This is a genomic window from Novosphingobium sp. PP1Y, from assembly GCF_000253255.1.
In the GTDB taxonomy this organism is placed as follows: domain Bacteria; phylum Pseudomonadota; class Alphaproteobacteria; order Sphingomonadales; family Sphingomonadaceae; genus Novosphingobium.
This window is the reverse complement of record NC_015580.1, coordinates 199,444-220,436: the sequence shown is the minus strand read 5'-3', so window position 1 is coordinate 220,436 and position 20,993 is coordinate 199,444. Positions and strand designations below refer to the sequence as shown.

The following is a 20,993-nucleotide window of genomic DNA, read 5'->3' as shown; positions in this document are numbered from 1 at the left end:
CCGACGAGGGAGAGCCATAAACGGGAACATCCGCAAGCTTGGTTAACTCCGCATTGGTCGATGTCGCGCCGGACACATTCATCGAGGACCTGCAGGCGCAGGCCCGTTCGCTCGGGTTCTGCGCTTTCGGCATCGCTTCGGCAAGCGAAGACCCGGTGCGCGCGCAGCGGCTTGAGACGTGGCTGGACGATGGCATGCACGGTTCGATGGCGTGGATGAAGGAACGCGCCCACCATCGGCGTTCGCCACAAGGGCTTTGGCCGGAAGCGCGCAGCGTGATTGCCTTGGGTATGAGCTATGCTCCCGCCGCCGACCCGCTGGCTCATGCGGATCGTCCTGAAATTGCGCGCATATCGGTCTATGCGCAAGGGGCCGATTACCACGATACGGTGAAGAAGGCGCTCAAGCACCTCGCGCGCTGGATCGTCCTCGAGGGTGAGAAGCGGGGGCTTGGCGGCGCGGACGGCTCGGTCGGCGTGAAAGTCTTCACCGATACCGCACCGGTCATGGAAAAGCCGCTGGGCGCCGCCGCCGGACTGGGCTGGCAGGGCAAGCACACCAACATGGTCAGCCGCGAGCACGGCTCCTGGCTGTTCCTTGGCGAGATCTACACGACGCTGGACCTTGCAGCGTCAACGCCCGGTCGGGATCGCTGCGGGTCATGCAGCGCCTGCCAGGACGCCTGCCCGACACAGGCCTTTCCCGCGCCCTACCGCCTCGATGCGCGGCGCTGCATCAGCTACCTCACGATCGAGCACAAGGGCGAAATCCCGCTCGAGTTCCGCGAGGCACTGGGCAATCGGATCTACGGCTGCGACGATTGCCTGGCCGTGTGCCCATGGAACAAGTTCGCGCAAGTCGCGCATGTCCACCGCACTTTCCTGCCGCGCGGGGAACTGGCCGCGCCGCCGCTGGCCGACCTGCTCACGCTCGACGATGCGGGCTTTCGCAAGCTCTTTTCAGGCTCCCCGATCAAGCGCATCGGCCGCAACCGCTTCATCCGCAATTGCCTCTATGCGGCCGGAAACAGCAAAAGGCCCGACCTGCTGGAACAGGTCGGGCCCTTGCTGGACGATCCGGACCCTGCCGTCGCCGACGCGGCGCAATGGGCCGCGAGCAAACTTCAGAGCGTTCCTTGAATAGCCGACCCCTGCCCCGCCATCGCGGGGACAGGCAGGCGGCTGTCCTTAGAGCAGTTCCTTCAGCGGCTTGGCCGCATCGGCCAGCGCTTCGAGATCGGGGGTGGCCCCGGCTTCGACCAGCTTGCGGCCCTGCACGTAGTCCTTGACCATGTTCACGCAGTCGAGGGCGAGGACGCGGCCATCCTTGAGATAGATGACCGAGAAGCTGCGCTCCTCCGGATTGCCGCGGATCACGGTCTTGTCGAAGCCGACATTGATGCCGGCCGTCTGCAGCTTGAGGTCGTACTGGTTCGACCAGAACCACGGGAACGCCTTGTAGGGCTTCTCGTCGCCGCAGATCGCCTTGGCCACGCAAGTGCCCATGTCGTTGGCGTTCTGCACCGATTCCACGCGCATCACGTTGCCGCCCGCATAATCGCAGGCGAAAGCCGCGCAGTCGCCGATCGCATAGACGTCGGGCAGCGAGGTGCGGCAATACTCGTCCACGTCGACGCCATTGGCGCCGGCAGCGCCGGCCGCGATCAGCGGACCGACGGCAGGCACGATGCCGATGCCGACGATGACGCCTTCGGCCGGAATCACTTCGCCGCCGGCAAGCTGCACGCCGGTCACCTTGCCGTTCTCGCCGACGAGGCTGTCGACCATGACTTCGGTGCGCAGGTCGACGCCGTGTTCGGCGTGTTCCTTCTGATAGAAGGTGGACAGGTCTTCACCCGCAACGCGTGCCAGCACGCGCGGAAGCGCTTCGAGCAGCGTGACCTTGAGGCCCATCTTGGACAGCACGGCCGCGGCTTCCAGGCCGATGTAGCCGCCGCCGATGACGACGATGTTCTTCGTGCCGGCATCGACTTCGGCCATCAGCGTGTCGCAGTCCTCGCGGGTGCGCACGGCGTGGATGCCGGTAAGGTCCGCGCCCTGGCACGAGAGGCGACGGGCATCCCCGCCGGTGGCCCAGACGAGCTTGCCGTAGCCATAGCTCTCGCCGTTGGAGAGCGTCAGTTCGTGCGCCTTGGGATCGACCTTGGTGACTTCGGTGCCCAGCTTGAACGCGATGTTCTTCTCGGCCCAGAACGTCGGCGGACGGATGTAGAGACGATCGAAGGTCTTCTCCCGCGCGAAATATTCCTTCGAGAGCGGCGGGCGCTCATAGGGATATTCCGGCTCACGGCCGATGACGGTGATGGTGCCTTCGAAGCCGTTCTGGCGAAGGGCGATCGCGCACTGTGCACCGCCATGCCCGGCTCCCACGATTACGACGTCTGCCTTGCTCATGGTGTTCCTGTTCCCTGACTCGCCGTCCGCTTGCGCAATTTCGCAGCCGGGGTCAATGCCTAGATCCTTGCCGATTTCCCCCCTTCGGCGAAAGATCCTTTCTCGCGTGGGGATGGCGGCCTGCCCGCCCCGGATCAGCCCGGCACCCGTTCCAGCGCTTCCATGGTCAAGGCCAGCGAGCGGTATTGCGCCTGCGGATCGAAGGTGGCGCCCGACACGATCAGTTCGTCCGCCCCGGTGCGCGCAATGAAGGCTTCGATGCCTTCGCGCACTTTCTGCGGCGCGCCAATCGCACTGACTGAGCGGACCTGTTCGAGCATGGCCAGCGCCGATCCCGGCAGGTTGGCGCGGTAATCTCGCACAGGCGGCTTGAGGCGCCCGGGATTGCCGGTGCGCAAGGCGACGAAGCTCTGCTCCGTCGACGAGGCGAGATAGGCGGCCTCCTCGTCGCTGTCGGCCGCGATCACGTTGATCGCCGCCATGAAATGCGGCTTGTCGAGCACTTCGGATGGCTGGAACCGCTCGCGATAGACCCGCGCGGCATCGTCTAGCTGCGCAGGCGCAAAGTGCGATGCAAAGGCATAGGGCAGGCCGAGCATGGCGGCGAGCTGGGCACCGAACAGGCTCGATCCCAGGATCCACATCTCGACATCGGCCCCGTCCGCCTGCGGCGCAGGGACGCCGCCCACCGCCTGTCCGGCAAAGCGCGCTCGCAGTTCGACCACGTCCTGCGGGAACTGCTCGGCTGCAGCCATGATGTTCTTGCGCAGGGCATTGCCGAGGCGCCCGTCCGCGCCCGGTGCGCGGCCGAGACCGAGGTCGACACGGCCCGGGAACAGCGCGGCGAGCGTACCGAACTGTTCGGCGATCACGAAAGGCGTGTGATTGGGCAGCATGATCCCGCCCGCACCGATCCGGATCTTCGAGGTCGCCTGCCCGATGTGGGCCAGCACCACCGAAGTCGCGCCTCCGGCGATCCCGTCCATCCCGTGATGCTCGGCCACCCAGAAACGCTTGTATCCCGCCGCTTCGGCGGCCCGGGCATAGTCGGCGCTGATCGCCAGCGACTGGCCAACGGTGCTGCCTTCGCGGACGGTGACGAGATCGAGGACGGAAAGGGGAATCATGGGGTCTTGGCTCCTTCGAGGCCGAGCTGGTCGAGATAGCCTTGTGCCTTGGCGGCCAGGTCGCTGCCGGGGGCCAGCGCAAGGACGGAGTTGAAGCTGCGCCGCGCGGCGCCGTCGTTGCCCGAAAGCGCGGCGATCACGCCGGCCTCGAGCCCGATTTCGGCATCGCGCGGGGCCAGCCCGGCGGCCTGCTCGATCTGGGTCTGCGCCTCGATCAGCTTGTTCTGCCGCCGCGAAAGCGTGGCCGAAAGCAGCCAGGCCTGCGCATTGTCGGGCTCGGCCGCGCGCGCCTGGGTCAGGGCGTCGGCCGCCTCGTCGGGCCGGTTGACGGCAACGAGGGCGCGGGCGCGGTCGAGCGCGATCGAAGCGGTGAGCGAATTGTCCTCGGCCAGCTTCGCCTCACCCGCCGCGGGGCCCAGCAGCATGAGCGCCTGCGCCGCGTCGCCCTGCGCCAGCGCGGCATTGCCGGCCATGGCGCCAAGCCGGGCGCGGGTCTGGTGATCGTCCGGCTCGGTGGCGTCGCGGGCATTGACGAAGGCCTGCTGCGCCTCGCCCCACCGGTCGAGATCGCTGAGCGCGACGCCGAGGCACAGGCCTGCGCGCACCTTCTCGCGCCCGACCGCCTGGTTGAGGGCATCGCGCGCGACCTGCACCGTGCGCTCGGGGCTCGCCTCGGCTGCGGCCATGCAGCCTGCCCCGCGCGGGGCACTCGGCTGGGGCATTGCCTGCACGGCACGCTTGCGCGCTTCGTCCTGCTTCTTCTCGATGATCTCGAGCGGAAGCTGCGAGGCAGGCGAGGCGCCGTAGCCGGTGGTGGGACCGACTTGCGCCAGCATGAAAGGGGCGAGGATCAGTGAAACGGGCAGGAACATCGGGACAGGTCTCCGGTCAGGCCGCCCCGCTGACGATTTCGTCGAGCGTGCGCAGGAGCAACGCGATGTCGCTCTCGCGCGAAAGGCGGTGATCGCCGTCCTTGATCAGCTGGACCTGCACATCGGCTGAACGCAGTGCCTTGGCCAGTTTCAGCGCAGTCTCCCAAGGCACGTCGGGGTCCTGCTGGCCCTGCAGCAGACGCACCGGGGCATCTATCGCGATCTCATGGCCGAGCAGGAGATTGGCCTGTCCGTTCTCCCAGAAGCCGGGATGGGTCGGCGTCGGCTCGGGCCCATATGGATTGTCCTCCAGGACGACTTCGCCCGCTGCGAGCCGCGCCTTCTCCGCCTCGGTCTTGCCCCAGTCGGTGAAGTCGGGCGCGGCGGCGATGCCGACCAGCCCGGCGCAGCGTCCCTCGGGCAGGGCCAGCGCAACCAGCAGCATGAGCCAGCCGCCCATCGAGGAACCGATCAGCACCACCTGCCCCGGGCACAGCGCCTCGATCAGCGCAACCACCTCGTCCTTCCAGCGCAGCAGGGTGCCGTCCGCAAAGTCGCCCGGGCTTTCGCCGCAACCGGAATAGTCGAGCAGCAGGCAGGCGCGGCCGTGACGATGCGCCCAGTCGAACACTGCAGCCGCCTTGCTGCCGGCCATGTCGGACATGTAACCGGGCAGGAAGACCATCATCGGCCCTTCACCCAGGGTAAGGCGATAGGCGATCCGCCGCCCGTCGGGCATCTCGTGGAAGCAGGTTTCGGTCATGCCCCGGAAGGTGGGGTCCATGGCGCTCGAGGGCAAGGCGTAACCTTGGAGCTTCAGGTGGGTGACTCCCCGGGGCTGACCTGCTAGATGCCGCGGCGATGACGCGGCTCACTCCCACAACGACCACAACGACTACCCGGCTGGCCCGGGCACGGTTGGTCGCGGCCTGAAGACGCGAGCCACCGTCGCCCGGGGGTCCGGGCGGCAGGCGTCACTTCCCGGATCCGAAACGAATTTACCTGACGCCGGACCTTCCGCCGCGCGCAGCCATGTGCCATGGCGCTGCGGCTCAGGAGCGAAAGACGAGATCGATGTCCGAGATGTTCAAGATCAGCCTTCCCGATGGTTCCGTGCGCGAGATGCCGCTCGGGTCGACCCCCGGCGACGTTGCCGCCGCCATCGGCCCCGGCCTCGCCAAGGCCGCGATTGCCGCAAGGATCGACGGTGAGCTGGTCGACCTGACCCGTCCCTTCACCGGCGATGCGACGCTGGCGCTGGTCACCGGCCGCGACGAGGAAGAGGCGCTCGAACTCGCCCGCCACGACTATGCGCACGTGCTGGCCGAGGCGGTGCAGGCGCTCTGGCCCGGCACCCAGATCACTTTCGGCCCCGCGACCGACGACGGCTTCTACTATGACGTGATGGCTCCGGCCTCGCGCGAGCCCTTCGGCATGGACGACCTTCCCGCCATCGAAGAAAAGATGCGCGAGATTATCAAGGCCGACAAGCCGCTGCGCCGCGAAGTCTGGAGCCGCCAGCAGCTGATCGACAAGTGGACCGCCGAGGGCGAGACCTTCAAGGCGCAATGGGCCGGCGAACTGCCCGAGGGCGAGGAACTGACCGTCTACTGGTCCGGCGACGACTGGCTCGACATGTGCCGCGGCCCGCACCTTCCCTCGACCGGCAAGCTCGACCCGCAGGCCTTCAAGCTGATGCGCGTAGCCGGGGCCTACTGGCGCGGCGACCAGAAGAACGCGCAGCTGACCCGCATCTACGGCACCGGCTGGCTCAACAAGAAGCAGCTTAATGCCCACCTTACCCGGCTCGAGGAAGCGGCCAAGCGCGACCACCGCAAGCTCGGCGGCGAGATGGACCTGTTCCACCTCCAGGCCGAAGCGCACGGCTCGGTGTTCTGGCACCCCAAGGGCTATGTGATCTGGCGCGAGCTTGAAGCCTACATGCGCCGCGCCATCGATGGTGCCGGCTACAAGGAGGTCAAGACCCCGCAGGTGATGGACGCCCGCCAGTGGGAGCAGTCCGGCCACTGGGGCAAGTACCGCGAGAACATGTTCGTCATCCCCGACGAGGTTCCCAACGTCGAGGACGAGGGCCCGCTCGTGTCCGACGATGCGGACTGGATGGCGTTGAAGCCGATGAACTGCCCGGCGCACGTCCTGATCTTCCGCCAGGGTATCAAGTCGTATCGCGACCTGCCGCTGCGCATCTACGAGAACGGCTGCTGCCACCGCAACGAGCCGCACGGAGCATTGCACGGACTGATGCGCGTGCGCCAGTTCACCCAGGACGACGCGCATATCTTCTGCCGCGAAGACCAGATCGTCGCCGAAGTGCAGTCTTTCTGCGAACTGGCGGACCGGATCTACAAGGACTTCGGCTTCACGTACTCGATCAAGCTCGCCCTGCGCCCCGAAAAGCGCTTCGGCAGCGACGAGATGTGGGACAAGGCCGAGGCCGAGCTGCGCGACGCGGTCGTGCGCGCAGGGCTTGCGAGCGAGGAATACGGCTGGGAGGAGCTGCCCGGCGAAGGCGCCTTCTACGCGCCCAAGCTGGAATGGCACCTCACCGACGCGATCGGCCGTACCTGGCAGGTCGGCACGATCCAGTCGGACCGCGTCCTGCCCGAACGCCTCGATGCAAGCTACATCGCCGAGGACGGCGAAAAGCACCGCCCGGTCATGCTGCACCGCGCGATCTTCGGCTCCTATGAGCGCTTCATCGGCATCCTCATCGAGCACTTCGCCGGCAAGCTGCCGGTCTGGCTCGCGCCGGTGCAGGCCGTCGTCGCGACGATCGTTTCGGATGCCGACGACTATGCGAAGGAAGTCACCGCGAAGCTCAAGGCTGCGGGCGTGCGCGTCGAAACCGACCTGCGCAACGAGAAGATCAACTACAAGGTGCGCGAACACTCGCTCAAGAAGGTCCCGCACCTGCTGGTCGTGGGCAAGCGCGAGGCGGACGAGCAGACCGTCGCCGTGCGTACGCTGGGTGCCGAGCACCAGAAGGTAATGAGCCTCGAGGACGCCATCGCCATGCTCAAGGGCGAAGCGACCGCACCGGACCTGCGCCCTTGATCCAGCGCGAACTCATCGGCACGGCGCAAGTCCCGGGCGGCGAACTGCTCGAACTGTACCGGCACGACCGCGATTTCATGATCGTGCTCGGCCACAACGAACTGATGAGCACGCGCAAGTGGGGCTCTGAGGAAGCTCTGGCGGTCCAGGCGATCGAGCGCATCGGTCACGTCCGCCAGCCGCACCTGCTGATCGGCGGATACGGAATGGGCTTCACCTTGCGCGCCGCGCTCAGGCTGCTGCCCGCCGATGGCCGGGTGACCGTGGTCGAACTCGTGCCCGAGATCATCGAGTGGGCGCGCGGACCGATGGCCGAACTCGCCGCCGGCTGCCTCGACGACCCGCGCGTGAACCTTGTGCAGGCCGACGTCGCGCCGATCATCGCCGGTTCGGAAGGCGAATACGACGCGATCCTGCTCGACGTCGACAACGGCCCTGACGGCCTCGTGCGCGCCGACAACGACGTGATCTACACCTCGTCGGGCCTGCGTGCGGCCAAGGCCGCGCTCGCGCCCGGCGGCGTCCTGGCGATCTGGTCGGCCGGCGCCGACCCCGCCTTTACCCGCCGCCTGCAGAAGGCCCGCTTCGACGTCGACGAAGTCAAGGTCGCCGCGCGCAGCAACGGCAAGGGCGCCAAGCACGTGATCTGGTTCGCCAAGGCCGCCTGAGCGGCCGGGCTGCCTACTTCTTCCCGACCGGGATCGACTTCGGCTTCTTCTCGGCCGTGGCCAGCCGCGGCACCGAAACCTTCAGCAGGCCCTTGTCGAGATGCGCGCTCGCCTTGTCGGCATCGGCCTCGAACGGCAGGGCCAGCCGGCGCAGGAAGGTGCCCTGCGTGCGCTCGACGAGATGATAGTGCTTCTTCTCGTCCTTTTCCTCGCGCTCGTCCTTATGCTCGGCCCGGATGGTCATGACGCCGTCCTCGATGTCGAGCGAGACGTCCTTCTCATCGAAGCCCGGCAGCTCCGCAGTCAGTTCCAGCCCGGCCTCGGTCTCCGCAACATCGACCTTGGGGACGAGAAAGCCAGACTTGCCATTGCCGAACGTCGAGGGAATGCCCTGCCCGAAGTCCTCGAGCAATCGGTCGATCTCCTGACGGAAGCCCGAAAACGGATCGTAACCACTCCGGCCCAGCGCACCGCGCCCGAATGGGATGAGGGAACGAAATTCAGCCATTGCCTCTCTCCTTTCTGGTGAGAAACAAGTCCCTCAACGGCTGCCAGATTGCATTGATTGCGGTCAAACGACGCGCAAAAGAAGTCCACCTGCCGTCAATGCCGGCAGGTAATCAGGTCGTCAGAAGGGAAGCGGCGCCTTGGCCAGGATCAGCGCGAGGGCGCAGCCGGCGACGATTGCCGTGCGCAGCACTTCCGGGGCGCGGTTCGGGCGCTGGATGGTCCGGGCAAGAGCAATGACTTGAGCCATGCCGCGTAGATTGCGCCGCGGACTCTTACCAATTCGTTAAAATCCACATCAATCGCTTCGTCGCAGCGCTGCGCCGCGCAGCCTGCGACGAAGGGACAATGTCAGGACTGCACAAGTCAGGGGCGCGAGGGCATCTGCTGGCTGGAGCAGTGGAACGAGCCGCCGCCTGCCAGCACGGCATCGGCAAGGATGCCCACGGTATCGCGGTCGGGGAAAAGCTGCGCGATCGCATCGATGCCGTCGTCGTCGTGCTCGGTTCCGTAGATCGGCACCACCACCAGCTTCGAGGTTATGGCAAAGTTCATGTAGCTGGCCGGTTCGATCCGCCCGTCGGTTTCGACCCGGCCCGGCGAGGGCACTTCGCGCACTGCTATGCCCATGGCCTCGGCGCGCGCCCTGGCATCGGCATAGATGTGCGCATTGGGATCGTCCGCGCCGGTCGCGCGCGGCAGGGCGAGCACCCCGGGCGCGACGAAGCGCGCGAGGTTGTCGACATGGCCGTCGGTGTGATCGTTGATCAGCCCTTCGCCCAGCCACAGCACGCGGTCGTAGCCGAGGTCGCGCTGGAGCCGGGTTTCGAGGTCGTTGCGGGTCAGCGATGGATTGCGGTTGGGATTGAGCAGGCACTGCTCGGTCGTGGCGACGAGGCCGGTGCCGTCCCCGTCGAGCGCGCCGCCCTCGAGAATCCAGTCCGCCGTCTCGACGGGCAGGCCAGCATCGCGCGCCAGTTCCGCGCCGATTTCCTGATCGCCGTCCATCAGGTACTTGCCGCCCCAGCCGTTGAAGCCGAAGCGCATGGCCTTGCGCTCGCCCGCCTCGTCCATGACTACCAGCGGACCGGTGTCACGCAGCCAGACGTCGCCGTAGCGCCGCATCTCCAGCTTGACGCTTGCAGAGCACAGCGCCGCCGCGCGGGCTGCATTGGCCTCGTCCCGCACGATCAGGCGTACTTCCTGCCCGGAATCGGCCACGGCACTCGCGAAGCGGGCCATCTGCTCCTGCGCGGCGCCCAGGAAGCCCGGCCACTCGACCGGGTCATGGGGAAAGCCGATCCAGATCCAGTCCTGGGGATGCCACTCCGGCGGCAATTGGAACGTCAAGTCAGCAGCCTCCTTCGGGGGCACAGGATTTGTCACGGATGGCGCGGAACTCGTCGCCCTCGCGCCAAGTGGCGCCACCAGTCGCCATCGGCGAGGTCGCGGCCAAGCGCGTAGTAGAGGTCGATGTCCTGGACAATCCCGTTACAGTTTCAGCTGTCCAAATATTCGCCGCTGGATGCGCGGCCTTCGAATTCGTCGGAGGCAAGGGTCTTCACCATTGCCTTCATCGTATCTACCGAAATCTCCGGACTGGCTGCCGGGGCCGTCTCTTCGGGGGGCGGCAGCGCGGTGCCCTTGGGCATGTCCGGCCCCGCATAGGGCGTGCTGCAGGCGCTTAGCGCCAGCGCGGCGAGCATAAAGACTCTCTGCTTCAAGATTGCGACCTCTGGGTGCTTTGGGGGGATGGCGAACAAGTGCCAGAACGGCATGGCTTTCACAAGCAGGCGCCTGAGCCATAAACCGATCGGCCATGTCGCGCCCGGCACACTTGCCCTCGGCGCGGGCAGCAGGCAGGGATGGGACATGACAGTCGACTGGACCGGAGCGATCGATCGCGCCCGCGCGCATGCCCCCTACTTGGCCGGGGCCCTCGACCGCTTGCCGGAACTGACCGAAATCTTTGCCTCCGGAGACGGCGCGGGGGCTCTGGCCTGGGCCAAGGCGGCCGGCGATGGTATCGCCGATGTCGGTGTCGCGCTGCGCCGCGAGAAGCAGGCCCTCGCCCTCGCCCTCGCCATCGGCGATCTTGCCGGAGCATTTCCACTGCTGCAGGTGACGGGCGAATTGTCCGCCTTTGCCGACCGGGCGCTGGATGCAGCCATCGCCGAGGGCATCCGCCGCCGCGCGCCCGACGCGCAGCCGGCCGGGTTCCTCGCGCTGGCGCTGGGCAAGCACGGTGCGGGCGAGCTCAATTACAGCTCGGACATCGACCCGATCCTCCTGTTCGATCCCGAACTGCTGCCCCGGCGCGAGCGCGACGAACCGGGCGAGGCGGCCCAGCGCGTCGCCCGCGCAGTGGTCGAGACGCTCGCGAAGGTGACTCAGGACGGTTATGTCTTCCGCGTCGACCTGCGCCTGCGTCCGGCCTCGGAAGTCAGCCCGCTGGCCATCTCCATCGATGCAGCGCTGACCCATTACGAATCCTCGGCGCTGGCATGGGAGCGCGCCGCCTTCATCCGCGCCCGCGCCTGTGCCGGCGACATCGCTGCCGGGGAGGCCTTCCTTGCCGCGATCCGGCCGTTCGTGTGGCGCAAGAGCCTCGACTTCGGGGCCATCGCCGAGATCGGGCGCCTTACGACGCAGATTCGCGCCAATGCCCGCGGCGGGCCAGTGGTCGGGCCCGGTTTCGACCTCAAGAAGGGCCGGGGCGGCATTCGCGAGGTGGAGTTCTACGCCCAGACCCACCAGATGATCCACGGGGGCCGCAATCCGCAACTGCGCCTGCGAGGCACCCGCGAAACGCTGGTCGCGCTGGCCAATGCCGGACTGATTCCGGCCGAAGAAGCGCGAATCCTCGGCGAATGCTACGACCGGCTGCGCACCGTCGAACACCGCCTGCAGATGGTGCTCGACCAGCAAACCCACAGCCTGCCGGTCAAGCCGGAAGCCCTAGACGAAGTGGCCCGGCTCGACGGAATACCGGACGGGCAGGCGCTCATCGCGGAACTGACGCAGATCACCGAGACGGTGGGCGAACGCTATGACGCGCTGATAATGGACAATACGCCCGAAGGCCCTTCGACCAGCGTCTCAGTACCCGAGCAGCGCAGCCTGGTCGAAAGGCTGGAAGAGATGGGCTTCGCCGACCCGGCAGCGCTCGTCGAGCGGATTGCCGGATGGCAGTCGGGCCGGATGCGCGCCTTGCGCAGCGATGCCGCGCGCAATGCCTTCGAGGCGATCCAGGAAGACCTGCTCGCCGCGCTGGCCGCCGCTCCCGAACCCGAACGCGCCCTGCTGCGCTGGGAACAGCTGCTCAACAACCTGCCGACCGCGATCAACCTGTTCCGCCTGCTGGAAGCCCGGCCCGCGCTGCTGCAGCGCCTTGCCCGCATCCTCTCGCTGGCCCCGCCGCTGGCCAATGCCCTGACGCGCCGGGCCGACCTGCTCGATCCACTGATCGATTCCAGCGCCTTCGAACTGCCGGGCGATGTCGAGACGCTGATCGCGCAGTTTTCCCGGTTCGAGCCGGACGACGACTATGAACGGATCCTCGACACCGTGCGACGCAAGGTGGGCGAGAAGCGATTTGCGCTGGGGGTCCAGCTGATCGAAGGGGTAAACGACCCGATCGCGATCGGCCACGGCCTTGCCCGGATCGCGGAAGCGGCCATCCATGTCCTCACCCGCGCCGCGATAGAGGAATTCGAGCAGACTCACGGCAAGGTTGCCGGCAGCGAACTGCTCGTCCTCGGCCTGGGCCGCATGGGCGGCGGCGTCCTGACCTACGCCTCCGACCTCGACCTCGTATTCCTGTTCAGTGGCGATTTTTCGCTGGAATCGGACGGGGAGCGGCCGCTTGGCGCGACACGGTACTACAATCGCCTGTGCCAGCGGGTGATCGCCGCGCTTTCCGTGCCCACCGCCGAAGGCGCGCTTTACGAGGTCGACACGCGGCTGCGCCCCTCCGGCGCGCAAGGCCCGCCGGCAGCCAGCCTCGACAGCTTTGCACGCTATCAGGAAGAGCAGGCCTGGACCTGGGAGCACATGGCCCTGTGCCGCGCGCGGGCATTGTTCGGTTCCGCCGCAGGGCGCAGCGAAATCGACGCACTTGTCCATGACGTGCTGACACGCCCGCGCGACCCCGAAAAGCTGCGCAGCGACGTGCTGGAAATGCGCGAAACGATGGCCCAGCACAAACCCGGCAAGGGCCCGCTTGACGTCAAGCTGTCACGGGGGGGGCTCGTCGACCTCGAATTCCTCGTCCATTTCACCCAGCTGCGCGAAGGCAAGGGGCTGGTTTCCGACTTGCGCGAGGCCATCGTGCAACTGGCGGACGCAGGCCTGCTGCCGACGGACCTGATCGCGGCGCACGATGTGCTCACCCGCTTCCTGGTCGCCGCCCGCCTGCTGGCACCGGATTCGCAGATGCCGGTAGAGGCGGCATGCATGGCGCTCGTGCGCGCTTGCGGCTATGGGGCGTGGGACGAACTCGAAACGGCGCTGGGCCAGGCGCGGACGCAAGTCGCACAGGCCTGGCAGGCCGCTTTTGGCGAAACACTGGAGACTGACAGATGAGCACCCGCCCCGGCGTCGGCGACGCCTTTCCCGACATCGCCATGGAAACCCCGGATGGCGGCAGCGTGAAAGCCTCGGATTTCGCCGGCCAGAAGCTCGTCGTGTTCTTCTATCCCAAGGACAACACCCCCGGCTGCACGACCGAGAACATCGAGTTCTCGGCGGCCAAGCCCGAATTCGACAAGGCAGGCGTCGCGCTGCTGGGCGTGAGCAAGGACTCGGCCAAGAAGCACCAGAACTTCATCGCCAAGCACGACCTCACCGCCCCCCTGGCAACCGATGCCGAAGAAAACGGCCTGTCCGACGCGCTCGGCATCTGGACCGAGAAGCAGAACTACGGCCGCACCTACATGGGCATGGTCCGCACGACCTACCTCGTCGGCCCGGACGGCAAGATCGCCAGGGTCTGGGACAAGGTGAAGGTCAAGGGCCACGTCGAGGCCGTACTGGAGGCCGCGAAGGCGCTTTAGGCATGTCTGAATCGATTGCACGCACGATCCGTTCAGCGCTGCTCGAACGCGATCCGCGCACCAAGGTCATGGCCGCGCGCAAGGTCGCGCGCGACTGGCGCCTTGGCCGCCTCGCCATTGCCTTCGACGTGTCCATGCCCGATGTGCCGGGACGCCCGGATGCGCCCGAACTGCTGCCGCCCAACCGCATGCCCAAGCGCGGCAAGGGCGGATCGCAGCGCGGGCGAATCGCCTTGTGGCACTCGCTCGCCCACATCGAATTCGTCGCCATCGACCTTGCGCTCGACATCGTCGGGCGCTTCGGCGGCGAGATGGGCGAACCGTTCGTCAGCGACTTCCTGTCCGTCGCCGCCGACGAGGCGATGCACTTTGCGCTCATCGAACGGCACCTGCACACGCTGGGCAGCCACTATGGCGACCTGCCCGCTCACAACGGCCTGTGGGACGCCGCCTACGAGACGCGTCATGACGTCGCCGCAAGGCTGGCGGTCGTGCCGATGGTGCTCGAAGCGCGCGGTCTGGACGTCACGCCGGCAACGCTGGAGCGCGTTCGCAATGCCGGTGACGAGACCGGCGCAAAGATCCTGAGTCGCATACTTGACGACGAGATTCGCCATGTCGGTTTCGGCGCAAAACACTTCGTCGAACGCGCTGAAACGTTAAACGAACCGGTTAACGGATTGTGGAAATCCTTGGTTTCCCGCCACTTTCGAGGGCTGCCAAAGCCTCCGTTCAACGACTCGGCGCGTCTCGCAGCCGGTTTATCGCGCGATCTTTATGCAGGGGTTGCCTGAGCGCGAACGGTAAGCATAACTGCAACTCGCGAGACGGCGGGGGGTTCCGACCATCTCCATTTTAACTTTGACCGGGCCGATTTCGTGGCCTGCGTCAGACAAGAAAAGCGTCGCGTCCAAATATGGATGCCGGCGGACAAAAAGGTATTGCGAGTGGTCGTAACGAAGTCTTTCGCCAAGTTCCGCGCAGTGACCGGTGTCCTGGTTGCAGGCGGTTTTCTCGTCGCGGCGCATCCCGCGATGGCAAACAGCAGTGCAGCTGCAGCCGACATCTCCGCCCCGCTCCGCGCGTCGCAGTCGGCAAGCCAGTCGGTCAGCGGCGGCGAGGACGAACAGTTCCGCCAGCTTTTCAGCTCCTGGCAAAATTACGAGGAAACCGGCCTCGCCGTTTCCAAGGCCAAGCCGTCGGTTGCCAGCGGTGCCAGCATCGCCGCCGTGTCGATCCCTTCGCGCGATCCGCTCGAGCATGACACCATGACCAGCAGCTTCGGCATGCGCGAGCACCCGATCCTCGGTGGCCGCCGCGCTCACAAGGGCGTCGACCTTGCTGCTCCGACCGGCACGCCGATCCACGCCACGGCCGACGGCGTCGTCAGCCGCGCCTCGACTTTCGGCGGTTACGGCCTGTTCGTCTCGATCGAACACGGCGGTGAACTGCAGACCCGCTATGGCCACATGTCGCGCCTGAACGTTGCCGACGGCCAGGTCGTCCACAAGGGCGACGTGATCGGTTACGTCGGTACCACCGGCAATTCGACCGGCCCCCACCTGCACTACGAAGTCCGCGTCGACGGCGTTGCCGTCAACCCGATCCCGTACATGCAGGGCGACCGCATGGCTGCTGCCGCAGCCGAGAGCGACGCCAAGGGCGGTTGATCGGCAAAGGCTTCGCGCTGACCCGCCGCAGCGAAGCAGGCAGGAAGCGCTTACGGGTTTGGAGAGGAGGAGAAGGCGGCCGTCAGGCCGCCTTTTCTGATTCTGGAGTGCCGTTCAGGGCCAGGGGCAAGTCAGGCGAGACGTGCGAAGACCGCCGCGCCGCCGCTTCGCCGAATCGCTCCCTCCCGGGCACGTGCAGCAACCGACAAGGCCTCGTCGCTGCCGACCAGCGCCGACAGACTGTCGCGCGCCTGCGCCATCGCGCCCTGCTCCAAGCCATAGAACACCAGCTTGGCCTCGCGCCGCGAAGTCACCAGCCCGGCTTGCCTGAGAACGGACAACTGCTGCGAGAGAGTCGGCTGCCCGATCCCGGTCATCGCCTCGATCTCGCCGACATTGCGCTCGCCTTCCGCTACTGCAGCAAGGATGGCGTAGCGCAAGGGATGGGCAATTGCCTTGAGCAGATCGATGGGCGGCTCGCCGGCCATCACTTCCGCTCCTGCAGGAACCAGCCCATCGGATCGTCGGCCGCAAGGACCGAATCGAGCGTGGGCTCAGGCTGCGCAAGGAGTGGCTGGCCCGGCATCCACCCCTCGGGCGGAAGCGCCTGTTCGCGATCCGCGGCCTGGAGAGCGGCGACGATGCGCAGGATCTCCTCCACCGATCGGCCGATTTCCACCGGATAGCAGATCATGGCGCGCACCACTTGCGCCGGATCGATGACGAAGACCGTGCGCACGGCGCCGGCATCGTGCGCGTCCTGCGCCACCATGCCATAGGCCCGGCCGATCACCAAAGTCGGATCCTCGACGATCGGGAAGCGCACTTCCACGCCGTGACGATCGCGAATTGCCCGCACCCAGGCGAAGTGGGCATAAAGACTGTCGACCGACAGCGCCATGAGCGCGCAGTCCATCGCTGCAAAACGATCCGCCGCCCGCGCAAAAGCCACGAATTCCGATGTGCATACCGGGGTGAAATCCGCCGGATGGGAGAAGAACACCAGCCATCGCCCTGCGAAGTCCTTCATCGCAACGGGCCCCGCGGTGGTCCGCGCGGTGAAGTTGGGTACCGTGTCGCCGATACGCAGCGGACAACAGTGCGGACGGGTCTCTTCTTCCATGGGCTGCTCACTATCGTGATTGTCTGCTTGACGCAACTGAATTACATACTTACATAAATTGAAAATCGGAGAATCGCAATGCCTGAAGCCATCCTGTCCAAAGCCACTGCGCAGATCGAAGCCGCGGGAGCCGACCCGGTCCTGCGCCCCGCCATTACCGCCTTCTTCGACGAAGCCACGTTTACGGTGAGCTACGTGGTCGCCGACCCCGCCACTCGGGAAGCTGCGATCATCGACTCCGTGCTGGACTACGAGGCGGCTGCCGGTCGCACCTCGACCGCTTCTGCGGACCGCATCATCGCCCATGTCACTTCTGAAAATCTTAAAGTGACATGGCTTATCGAGACCCACGCCCACGCCGACCACCTTTCCGCCGCGCCCTACCTGCAGGAGAAGCTGGGCGGGAAGCTGGCGATCGGTCGCGAAATCCAGCGGGTGCAGGACGTCTTCGGAAAGCTGTTCAACGCCGGCACCGAATTCGCCCGCGACGGCTCGCAGTTCGATCATCTCTTCGCCGACGGCGAAACCTTCATGATCGGCTCGATCCCCGCGATCGCGCTGCACGTCCCGGGCCACACCCCTGCGGACATGGCCTATGTCGTAGGCGATGCCGCGTTCGTGGGCGATACCCTGTTCATGCCCGACTACGGCACCGCCCGTGCCGACTTTCCCGGCGGCGATGCGCGCCAGCTCTACCGCTCGATCCGCCGCCTGCTCAGTCTCCCGCGCGAAACGCGGCTGTTCATGTGCCACGACTACAAGGCGCCGGGCCGCGACACCTTCGCCTGGGAAACCACCGTCGAAGAACAGCGCGGCAGCAACGTCCACGTGCACGACGGCGTTAGCGAGGACGAATTCGTCAAGATGCGCACCAGCCGCGACAGCACCCTGGCGGTGCCGAATCTGATCCTGCCCTCGGTGCAGGTGAACATCCGCGGCGGCCACTTCCCGCAGCCGGAAAGCAATGGGGTCAGCTACATCAAGATCCCCATCAACGCGATCTGAGGGCCCGGGACATGCTTTCCGAACTCTTCCCACACGCCCAGCCGCTCCACGGCTTCATCGGCGGCATCCTGATCGGACTGGCCGGAGCGGTCATGCTGCTCGTTGCCGGGCGCATCGCCGGTGTCAGCGGCCTTGCCGCGCGCACGCTCGGCCTCGCTTCGGGGGCGCCGCGCATGCTGGCAGCCCTGTTCATCGCCGGCCTGCCGATCGGCGCGCTGATCGTGGCCACCGCTCTGGGCGGCATCGAGGCACGCTTCCCGCCATCCTACGCGGCTCTGGCCGTGGCGGGCCTGATCACCGGATTCGGCACGCGGCTTGGCAGCGGCTGCACCAGCGGTCACGGCGTGTGCGGCCTGTCGCGCCTGTCGCCGCGCTCGATCGTGGCGACCGCAAGCTTCATTGCATCGGGCATGGTGACTGTCGCCTTGGTCAATGCCCTCGGTGGAGGCTGGTAACATGCGTCACCTCATCGGGCTTCTCTCCGGCATGCTCTTCGGCGCCGGCCTTGCCATCTCCGGCATGATGGACCCATCGCGGGTGCGCGGCTTCCTCGACGTGGCCGGAAACTGGGACCCCACTCTCGCCTTCGTCATGGGCGGCGCGGTACTGGTCATGGCCTTGGCGTGGCTGGTCCAGCGGCGCATGCCCGCGCCTGTTGCCTGCGAGGAATTCTCGCTGCCCGGCACGCGCCTGATCGACGCCAGGCTGATCGGCGGCGCTGCCCTGTTCGGCGTGGGCTGGGGCCTGGGCGGCCTGTGCCCGGGGCCTGCTGTCGCGTCGCTTGTCACCAACCCCGTCCCCGCCGCCGTCTTCGTGCTGGCGATGGTGGCAGGAATGGTCGGCTTCCGCCTAACCGAAGGCGGATCGAAATAGCCCGCCCCCCGGACCTTACGGAGTAATAGCCATGGAAATTCGGCAAATCGCCCCCGGCCTTTCGGTCTGCGGCCAGATCGCACCCGGCGATCTCGAGGCGCTCGCCGCGCTGGGCTTTCGCGCCATCGTGTGCAATCGCCCCGACGGCGAGGAAGCCGACCAGCCGAGTTTCGCCACGCTGGCCGATGCGGCGGGCGCATACGGCATCGCCATGCGCTACCTGCCCGTCGGCGGCGGCGTGACGGCCGAAGACCAAGCCGCCGATTTTGCTGCCGCCCTTCGCGAGCTTCCTGCCCCCGTGCTTGCATACTGCCGCACAGGCAACCGCTCCGAACAGGTCGCCAGGGCCGCCTTTGCACGGGCCCCGGCAGCAAAGGCACCGCACTACAAGGTGCTGATCGTCGGTGGGGGCTCTGCAGGGATCGCCACCGCAGCCTCGATTCTCAAGCGCCGCCGCGGGCTCTCCCTTGCGATCGTCGAACCGCGCGAGGATCACTTCTACCAGCCGGGCTGGACCATGGTGGGCGGCGGGGTCTTCCAGCAGCGCGATACCGTGCGCAAGACCGCCGCCGTACTGCCGCGCGGGGCGGACTGGATCCGCGATGCCGTATCCGGTTTCGATCCCGATGCCAACGCGGTCCAGCTCGCAGGTGGCATGCGCGTCACGTACGACATCCTCATCGTCGCCATGGGCAATCGCCTCGCCTGGGAAAAGATCGCCGGGCTCGAAGAGACGCTCGGCCGGAACGGTGTGACCTCGAACTACCGCTTCGACCTTGCTCCCTATACCTGGCAGCTCGTCCAGCGGATGCAGCGCGGGCGCGCGCTGTTCACCCAGCCGCCGATGCCGATCAAGTGCGCGGGCGCCCCCCAGAAGGCCATGTACCTGTCGTGCAGCGAATGGGAGAAGCAGGGCCTGCTCGGGAACATCGAGGTCGAATTCCACAATGCCGGCGGCGTTCTGTTCGGCGTGCCCGAATACGTGCCCGCGCTGATGGAGACGGTCCAGCGCTACGGCATCGGCCTGAACTTCGAATCGAACCTCGTCGCCGTCGACGGGCCGAACCGCACCGCGACCTTCCGCACCCCTGACGGCGAAGTCACCCGCGGTTTCGACATGCTCCACGTCGTTCCGCCGCAAGAGGGCAACAGTGTGGTCGCGGCCAGTCCGCTGGCCGACGCGAACGGCTATGCCGAAGTCGATGCAGCGACCTTGCGCCATGTCCGCTTCGCCAATGTCTTCGCGCTGGGTGACGGCTGCAATACCGGCAATGCCAAGACCGCAGCCGCGGCGCGCAAACAGGCCCCGGTGGTTGCGGTAAACGCCCTTGCCGCGCTCGGCGGCCGCGATCCGGTCGCAGCCTACGACGGCTACGGCTCCTGCCCACTCACGGTCGATCGCGGCCACATCGTCCTGGCCGAGTTCACTTACGGCGGGAAAGTCTCACCGACCCTGCCGACCTGGCTGATAGACGGCACGCGGCCCTCGCGCCTCGCCTGGCATCTCAAGGCCGACGCACTGCCGCCGATCTACTGGCACGGCATGCTCAAGGGCCGCGAGTGGCTCGTCCCGCCGGTGCCGCTGCAGTAGCCGAAAGGATCGCAGGCCATGGTCGACCCCGTCCAGATCGATACGCTCCACCTCGCGCTCGGCGCTCTTTCGGGCGTTCTCGTCGGCTTCACGCTCGGCCTCGTCGGCGGTGGCGGATCGATCCTCGCGGTGCCGCTGATGGTCTATCTCGTCGGTGTGCAAAGCCCGCATGTGGCAATCGGCACCAGCGCCTTCGCCGTTGCCGTCAACGCCGCCACCGGCCTTGTCCAGCACGCCCGCGCGCACAACGTGAAGTGGCGCTGCGGTGCGGTCTATGCCGCCTCGGGTATCCTCGGCGCCTTCCTCGGCTCGACGCTGGGCAAGGCGATCGACGGGCAGAAACTGCTGTTCCTCTTCGCGCTCGTCATGATCGCGGTCGGCGTGCTGATGATCCGCGGCCGCCGCAACCAGGGGGAACCCGGGGCGCAGTGCAATCGCGAGAATGCCCCCAAGGTCGTCACGTTCGGTCTGGGCACCGGCGTCTTTTCCGGATTCTTCGGGATCGGCGGAGGCTTCCTTATCGTCCCCGGCCTCGTTGCGTCGACTTCGATGCCGATGATCAATGCGGTAGGCACCAGCCTCGTCGCCGTGACGGCCTTCGGCCTCACCACCGCGCTCAACTACGCCGCATCGGGCCTCGTCGACTGGCTGCTGGCAGCCGTGTTCATCGCCGGCGGCATAATCGGCGGCGTCGGGGGGACCATGGCGGCCAGGCGCCTGTCCGGCGCGGGCGCGCTAACCATGGTGTTTGCCGGGCTGATCTTCGTCGTTGCCGCCTACATGCTCTGGAAAAGCGGAACTTCGCTATGAGACGCATTGCCGACAAGGAGCAGAAATGCCTTCAAATCGAGGCTCTTGTAGGTCAAGGTCGCGGCGTCGTCGAAAGTTGTCGCGAGGTGGGCATGTCGGAAAAGACCTTCCAGCGCTGGCGCAAGGCGCGCTTGCAGCGCCCCATCCAGACCGGCCGCACAGGCCGCACTACCTGATCGCATCATCCTGCCGGGCGTAATTCCA

Annotated in this window: 23 protein-coding genes; 13 read left to right on the top strand and 10 right to left on the bottom strand. The window is 66.7% G+C overall.

Going from position 1 to position 20,993, the window contains the following annotated elements; all coding sequences use genetic code 11:
- The first annotated feature begins 53 nt into the window (after nt 1–53).
- Nucleotides 54–1,139 carry a tRNA epoxyqueuosine(34) reductase QueG gene (gene queG / locus PP1Y_RS07170; RefSeq protein WP_013831637.1) on the top strand — a complete coding sequence of 362 codons (1,086 nt, stop codon included), beginning with the start codon at nt 54–56 and terminating at the stop codon, nt 1,137–1,139.
- A gap of 48 nt (nt 1,140–1,187) precedes the next feature.
- On the opposite strand, the gene ddmA is transcribed toward queG, so the two are convergent.
- From ddmA to PP1Y_RS07150, 4 genes are all read right to left on the bottom strand, one after another.
- Nucleotides 1,188–2,414, bottom strand: a complete 1,227-nt coding sequence (gene ddmA, locus PP1Y_RS07165) for a dicamba O-demethylase ferredoxin reductase subunit DdmA (RefSeq protein WP_013831636.1) — start codon at nt 2,412–2,414, stop codon at nt 1,188–1,190.
- Nucleotides 2,415–2,548: 134 nt separating this feature from the next.
- Nucleotides 2,549–3,541 (bottom strand): LLM class flavin-dependent oxidoreductase, encoded by a 993-nt coding sequence (locus tag PP1Y_RS07160; RefSeq protein ID WP_013831635.1) that lies wholly within the window; start codon nt 3,539–3,541, stop codon nt 2,549–2,551.
- Entirely contained in the window at nt 3,538–4,413 is an 876-nt protein-coding gene (locus PP1Y_RS07155) for a tetratricopeptide repeat protein (RefSeq protein ID WP_013831634.1), read from the bottom strand. The genes PP1Y_RS07160 and PP1Y_RS07155 overlap by 4 nt, the downstream gene beginning before the upstream one ends.
- Nucleotides 4,414–4,429: 16 nt before the next feature.
- Nucleotides 4,430–5,176, bottom strand: a complete 747-nt coding sequence (locus PP1Y_RS07150; RefSeq protein ID WP_013831633.1) for a carboxylesterase — start codon at nt 5,174–5,176, stop codon at nt 4,430–4,432.
- Between the two features lie 311 nt (nt 5,177–5,487).
- On the opposite strand from PP1Y_RS07150, the gene thrS reads away from it, so the two are divergent.
- Together thrS and PP1Y_RS07140 are read left to right on the top strand one after the other, a co-directional pair.
- Nucleotides 5,488–7,488 carry a threonine--tRNA ligase gene (thrS, locus tag PP1Y_RS07145; RefSeq protein WP_013831632.1) on the top strand — a complete coding sequence of 667 codons (2,001 nt, stop codon included), beginning with the start codon at nt 5,488–5,490 and terminating at the stop codon, nt 7,486–7,488.
- A complete protein-coding gene (locus PP1Y_RS07140) occupies nt 7,485–8,156 on the top strand; it encodes a spermidine synthase (RefSeq protein WP_007012788.1) in 672 nt (223 codons plus the stop codon). Before thrS ends, PP1Y_RS07140 begins: the two co-directional genes overlap by 4 nt.
- A gap of 13 nt (nt 8,157–8,169) precedes the next feature.
- Here PP1Y_RS07140 and PP1Y_RS07135 read toward each other — a convergent pair whose 3' ends face one another.
- From PP1Y_RS07135 to PP1Y_RS07125, 4 genes are all read right to left on the bottom strand, one after another.
- Entirely contained in the window at nt 8,170–8,664 is a 495-nt protein-coding gene (locus tag PP1Y_RS07135) for an Hsp20/alpha crystallin family protein (RefSeq protein ID WP_013831631.1), read from the bottom strand.
- Between the two features lie 120 nt (nt 8,665–8,784).
- Nucleotides 8,785–8,913 carry a hypothetical protein gene (locus PP1Y_RS26475; RefSeq protein ID WP_255327356.1) on the bottom strand — a complete coding sequence of 43 codons (129 nt, stop codon included), beginning with the start codon at nt 8,911–8,913 and terminating at the stop codon, nt 8,785–8,787.
- 116 nt (nt 8,914–9,029) lie between these two features.
- On the bottom strand, nt 9,030–10,013 hold the full coding sequence (locus PP1Y_RS07130; RefSeq protein WP_041558656.1) for an agmatine deiminase family protein: 984 nt from the start codon (nt 10,011–10,013) through the stop codon (nt 9,030–9,032).
- Between the two features lie 149 nt (nt 10,014–10,162).
- Nucleotides 10,163–10,387 carry a hypothetical protein gene (locus PP1Y_RS07125; protein WP_148274914.1) on the bottom strand — a complete coding sequence of 75 codons (225 nt, stop codon included), beginning with the start codon at nt 10,385–10,387 and terminating at the stop codon, nt 10,163–10,165.
- A gap of 148 nt (nt 10,388–10,535) precedes the next feature.
- On the opposite strand from PP1Y_RS07125, the gene PP1Y_RS07120 reads away from it, so the two are divergent.
- The 4 genes from PP1Y_RS07120 to PP1Y_RS07105 all read left to right on the top strand — a co-directional run bounded on the left by PP1Y_RS07120 (nt 10,536) and on the right by PP1Y_RS07105 (nt 15,387).
- Nucleotides 10,536–13,247, top strand: a complete 2,712-nt coding sequence (locus PP1Y_RS07120) for a bifunctional [glutamine synthetase] adenylyltransferase/[glutamine synthetase]-adenylyl-L-tyrosine phosphorylase (RefSeq protein WP_013831628.1) — start codon at nt 10,536–10,538, stop codon at nt 13,245–13,247.
- Entirely contained in the window at nt 13,244–13,717 is a 474-nt protein-coding gene (locus PP1Y_RS07115) for a peroxiredoxin (protein ID WP_007012781.1), read from the top strand. The genes PP1Y_RS07120 and PP1Y_RS07115 overlap by 4 nt, the downstream gene beginning before the upstream one ends.
- Before the next feature lie 2 nt (nt 13,718–13,719).
- Nucleotides 13,720–14,511, top strand: coding sequence for a ferritin-like domain-containing protein (locus PP1Y_RS07110; protein ID WP_013831627.1), 792 nt, complete (start codon nt 13,720–13,722; stop codon nt 14,509–14,511).
- 126 nt (nt 14,512–14,637) lie between these two features.
- A complete protein-coding gene (locus PP1Y_RS07105; protein ID WP_051009991.1) occupies nt 14,638–15,387 on the top strand; it encodes a M23 family metallopeptidase in 750 nt (249 codons plus the stop codon).
- Between the two features lie 131 nt (nt 15,388–15,518).
- Here PP1Y_RS07105 and PP1Y_RS07100 read toward each other — a convergent pair whose 3' ends face one another.
- Both PP1Y_RS07100 and PP1Y_RS07095 read right to left on the bottom strand, forming a co-directional pair.
- Nucleotides 15,519–15,875 (bottom strand): helix-turn-helix transcriptional regulator, encoded by a 357-nt coding sequence (locus PP1Y_RS07100; RefSeq protein ID WP_013831625.1) that lies wholly within the window; start codon nt 15,873–15,875, stop codon nt 15,519–15,521.
- Complete coding sequence (locus PP1Y_RS07095) at nt 15,875–16,510, bottom strand: peroxiredoxin (protein WP_013831624.1); 636 nt, start codon at nt 16,508–16,510, stop codon at nt 15,875–15,877. The genes PP1Y_RS07100 and PP1Y_RS07095 overlap by 1 nt, the downstream gene beginning before the upstream one ends.
- 78 nt (nt 16,511–16,588) lie before the next feature.
- Here PP1Y_RS07095 and PP1Y_RS07090 point away from each other — a divergent pair, with 78 nt between their 5' ends.
- Genes PP1Y_RS07090 through PP1Y_RS07065 form a run of 6 tightly spaced genes read left to right on the top strand, consistent with a single transcriptional unit; the run spans nt 16,589 to nt 20,965 of the window.
- Nucleotides 16,589–17,515, top strand: coding sequence for an MBL fold metallo-hydrolase (locus tag PP1Y_RS07090; RefSeq protein WP_013831623.1), 927 nt, complete (start codon nt 16,589–16,591; stop codon nt 17,513–17,515).
- 11 nt (nt 17,516–17,526) lie between these two features.
- A complete protein-coding gene (locus tag PP1Y_RS07085; protein WP_041558654.1) occupies nt 17,527–17,970 on the top strand; it encodes a YeeE/YedE family protein in 444 nt (147 codons plus the stop codon).
- A gap of 1 nt (nt 17,971) precedes the next feature.
- Nucleotides 17,972–18,388 (top strand): DUF6691 family protein, encoded by a 417-nt coding sequence (locus tag PP1Y_RS07080; protein WP_013831621.1) that lies wholly within the window; start codon nt 17,972–17,974, stop codon nt 18,386–18,388.
- 31 nt (nt 18,389–18,419) lie between these two features.
- Complete coding sequence (locus PP1Y_RS07075; protein ID WP_013831620.1) at nt 18,420–19,979, top strand: bifunctional protein tyrosine phosphatase family protein/NAD(P)/FAD-dependent oxidoreductase; 1,560 nt, start codon at nt 18,420–18,422, stop codon at nt 19,977–19,979.
- Nucleotides 19,980–19,997: 18 nt separating this feature from the next.
- On the top strand, nt 19,998–20,789 hold the full coding sequence (locus PP1Y_RS07070; protein ID WP_013831619.1) for a sulfite exporter TauE/SafE family protein: 792 nt from the start codon (nt 19,998–20,000) through the stop codon (nt 20,787–20,789).
- Nucleotides 20,786–20,965: a hypothetical protein gene (locus tag PP1Y_RS07065; protein WP_041558653.1), complete on the top strand. Its 180-nt coding sequence runs from the start codon at nt 20,786–20,788 to the stop codon at nt 20,963–20,965. Before PP1Y_RS07070 ends, PP1Y_RS07065 begins: the two co-directional genes overlap by 4 nt.
- The last annotated feature ends 28 nt before the right edge of the window (nt 20,966–20,993 follow it).

Excerpts from the sequence above, each read along its gene's own strand:
- PP1Y_RS26475 (WP_255327356.1), bottom strand. The coding sequence starts at position 8,913 with ATGGCTCAAGTCATTGCTCTTGCCCGGACCATCCAGCGCCCGAACCGC.
- PP1Y_RS07135 (WP_013831631.1), bottom strand. The coding sequence starts at position 8,664 with ATGGCTGAATTTCGTTCCCTCATCCCATTCGGGCGCGGTGCGCTGGGC.
- PP1Y_RS07115 (WP_007012781.1), top strand. The coding sequence starts at position 13,244 with ATGAGCACCCGCCCCGGCGTCGGCGACGCCTTTCCCGACATCGCCATG.
- PP1Y_RS07070 (WP_013831619.1), top strand. The coding sequence starts at position 19,998 with ATGGTCGACCCCGTCCAGATCGATACGCTCCACCTCGCGCTCGGCGCT.
- PP1Y_RS07095 (WP_013831624.1), bottom strand. The coding sequence starts at position 16,510 with ATGGAAGAAGAGACCCGTCCGCACTGTTGTCCGCTGCGTATCGGCGAC.
- PP1Y_RS07105 (WP_051009991.1), top strand. The coding sequence starts at position 14,638 with ATGCCGGCGGACAAAAAGGTATTGCGAGTGGTCGTAACGAAGTCTTTC.
- PP1Y_RS07150 (WP_013831633.1), bottom strand. The coding sequence starts at position 5,176 with ATGACCGAAACCTGCTTCCACGAGATGCCCGACGGGCGGCGGATCGCC.
- PP1Y_RS07090 (WP_013831623.1), top strand. The coding sequence starts at position 16,589 with ATGCCTGAAGCCATCCTGTCCAAAGCCACTGCGCAGATCGAAGCCGCG.
- PP1Y_RS07160 (WP_013831635.1), bottom strand. The coding sequence starts at position 3,541 with ATGATTCCCCTTTCCGTCCTCGATCTCGTCACCGTCCGCGAAGGCAGC.
- thrS (WP_013831632.1), top strand. The coding sequence starts at position 5,488 with ATGTCCGAGATGTTCAAGATCAGCCTTCCCGATGGTTCCGTGCGCGAG.
- PP1Y_RS07085 (WP_041558654.1), top strand. The coding sequence starts at position 17,527 with ATGCTTTCCGAACTCTTCCCACACGCCCAGCCGCTCCACGGCTTCATC.
- PP1Y_RS07120 (WP_013831628.1), top strand. The coding sequence starts at position 10,536 with ATGACAGTCGACTGGACCGGAGCGATCGATCGCGCCCGCGCGCATGCC.
- ddmA (WP_013831636.1), bottom strand. The coding sequence starts at position 2,414 with ATGAGCAAGGCAGACGTCGTAATCGTGGGAGCCGGGCATGGCGGTGCA.
- PP1Y_RS07065 (WP_041558653.1), top strand. The coding sequence starts at position 20,786 with ATGAGACGCATTGCCGACAAGGAGCAGAAATGCCTTCAAATCGAGGCT.
- PP1Y_RS07155 (WP_013831634.1), bottom strand. The coding sequence starts at position 4,413 with ATGTTCCTGCCCGTTTCACTGATCCTCGCCCCTTTCATGCTGGCGCAA.
- PP1Y_RS07075 (WP_013831620.1), top strand. The coding sequence starts at position 18,420 with ATGGAAATTCGGCAAATCGCCCCCGGCCTTTCGGTCTGCGGCCAGATC.
- PP1Y_RS07080 (WP_013831621.1), top strand. The coding sequence starts at position 17,972 with ATGCGTCACCTCATCGGGCTTCTCTCCGGCATGCTCTTCGGCGCCGGC.
- PP1Y_RS07100 (WP_013831625.1), bottom strand. The coding sequence starts at position 15,875 with ATGGCCGGCGAGCCGCCCATCGATCTGCTCAAGGCAATTGCCCATCCC.
- PP1Y_RS07110 (WP_013831627.1), top strand. The coding sequence starts at position 13,720 with ATGTCTGAATCGATTGCACGCACGATCCGTTCAGCGCTGCTCGAACGC.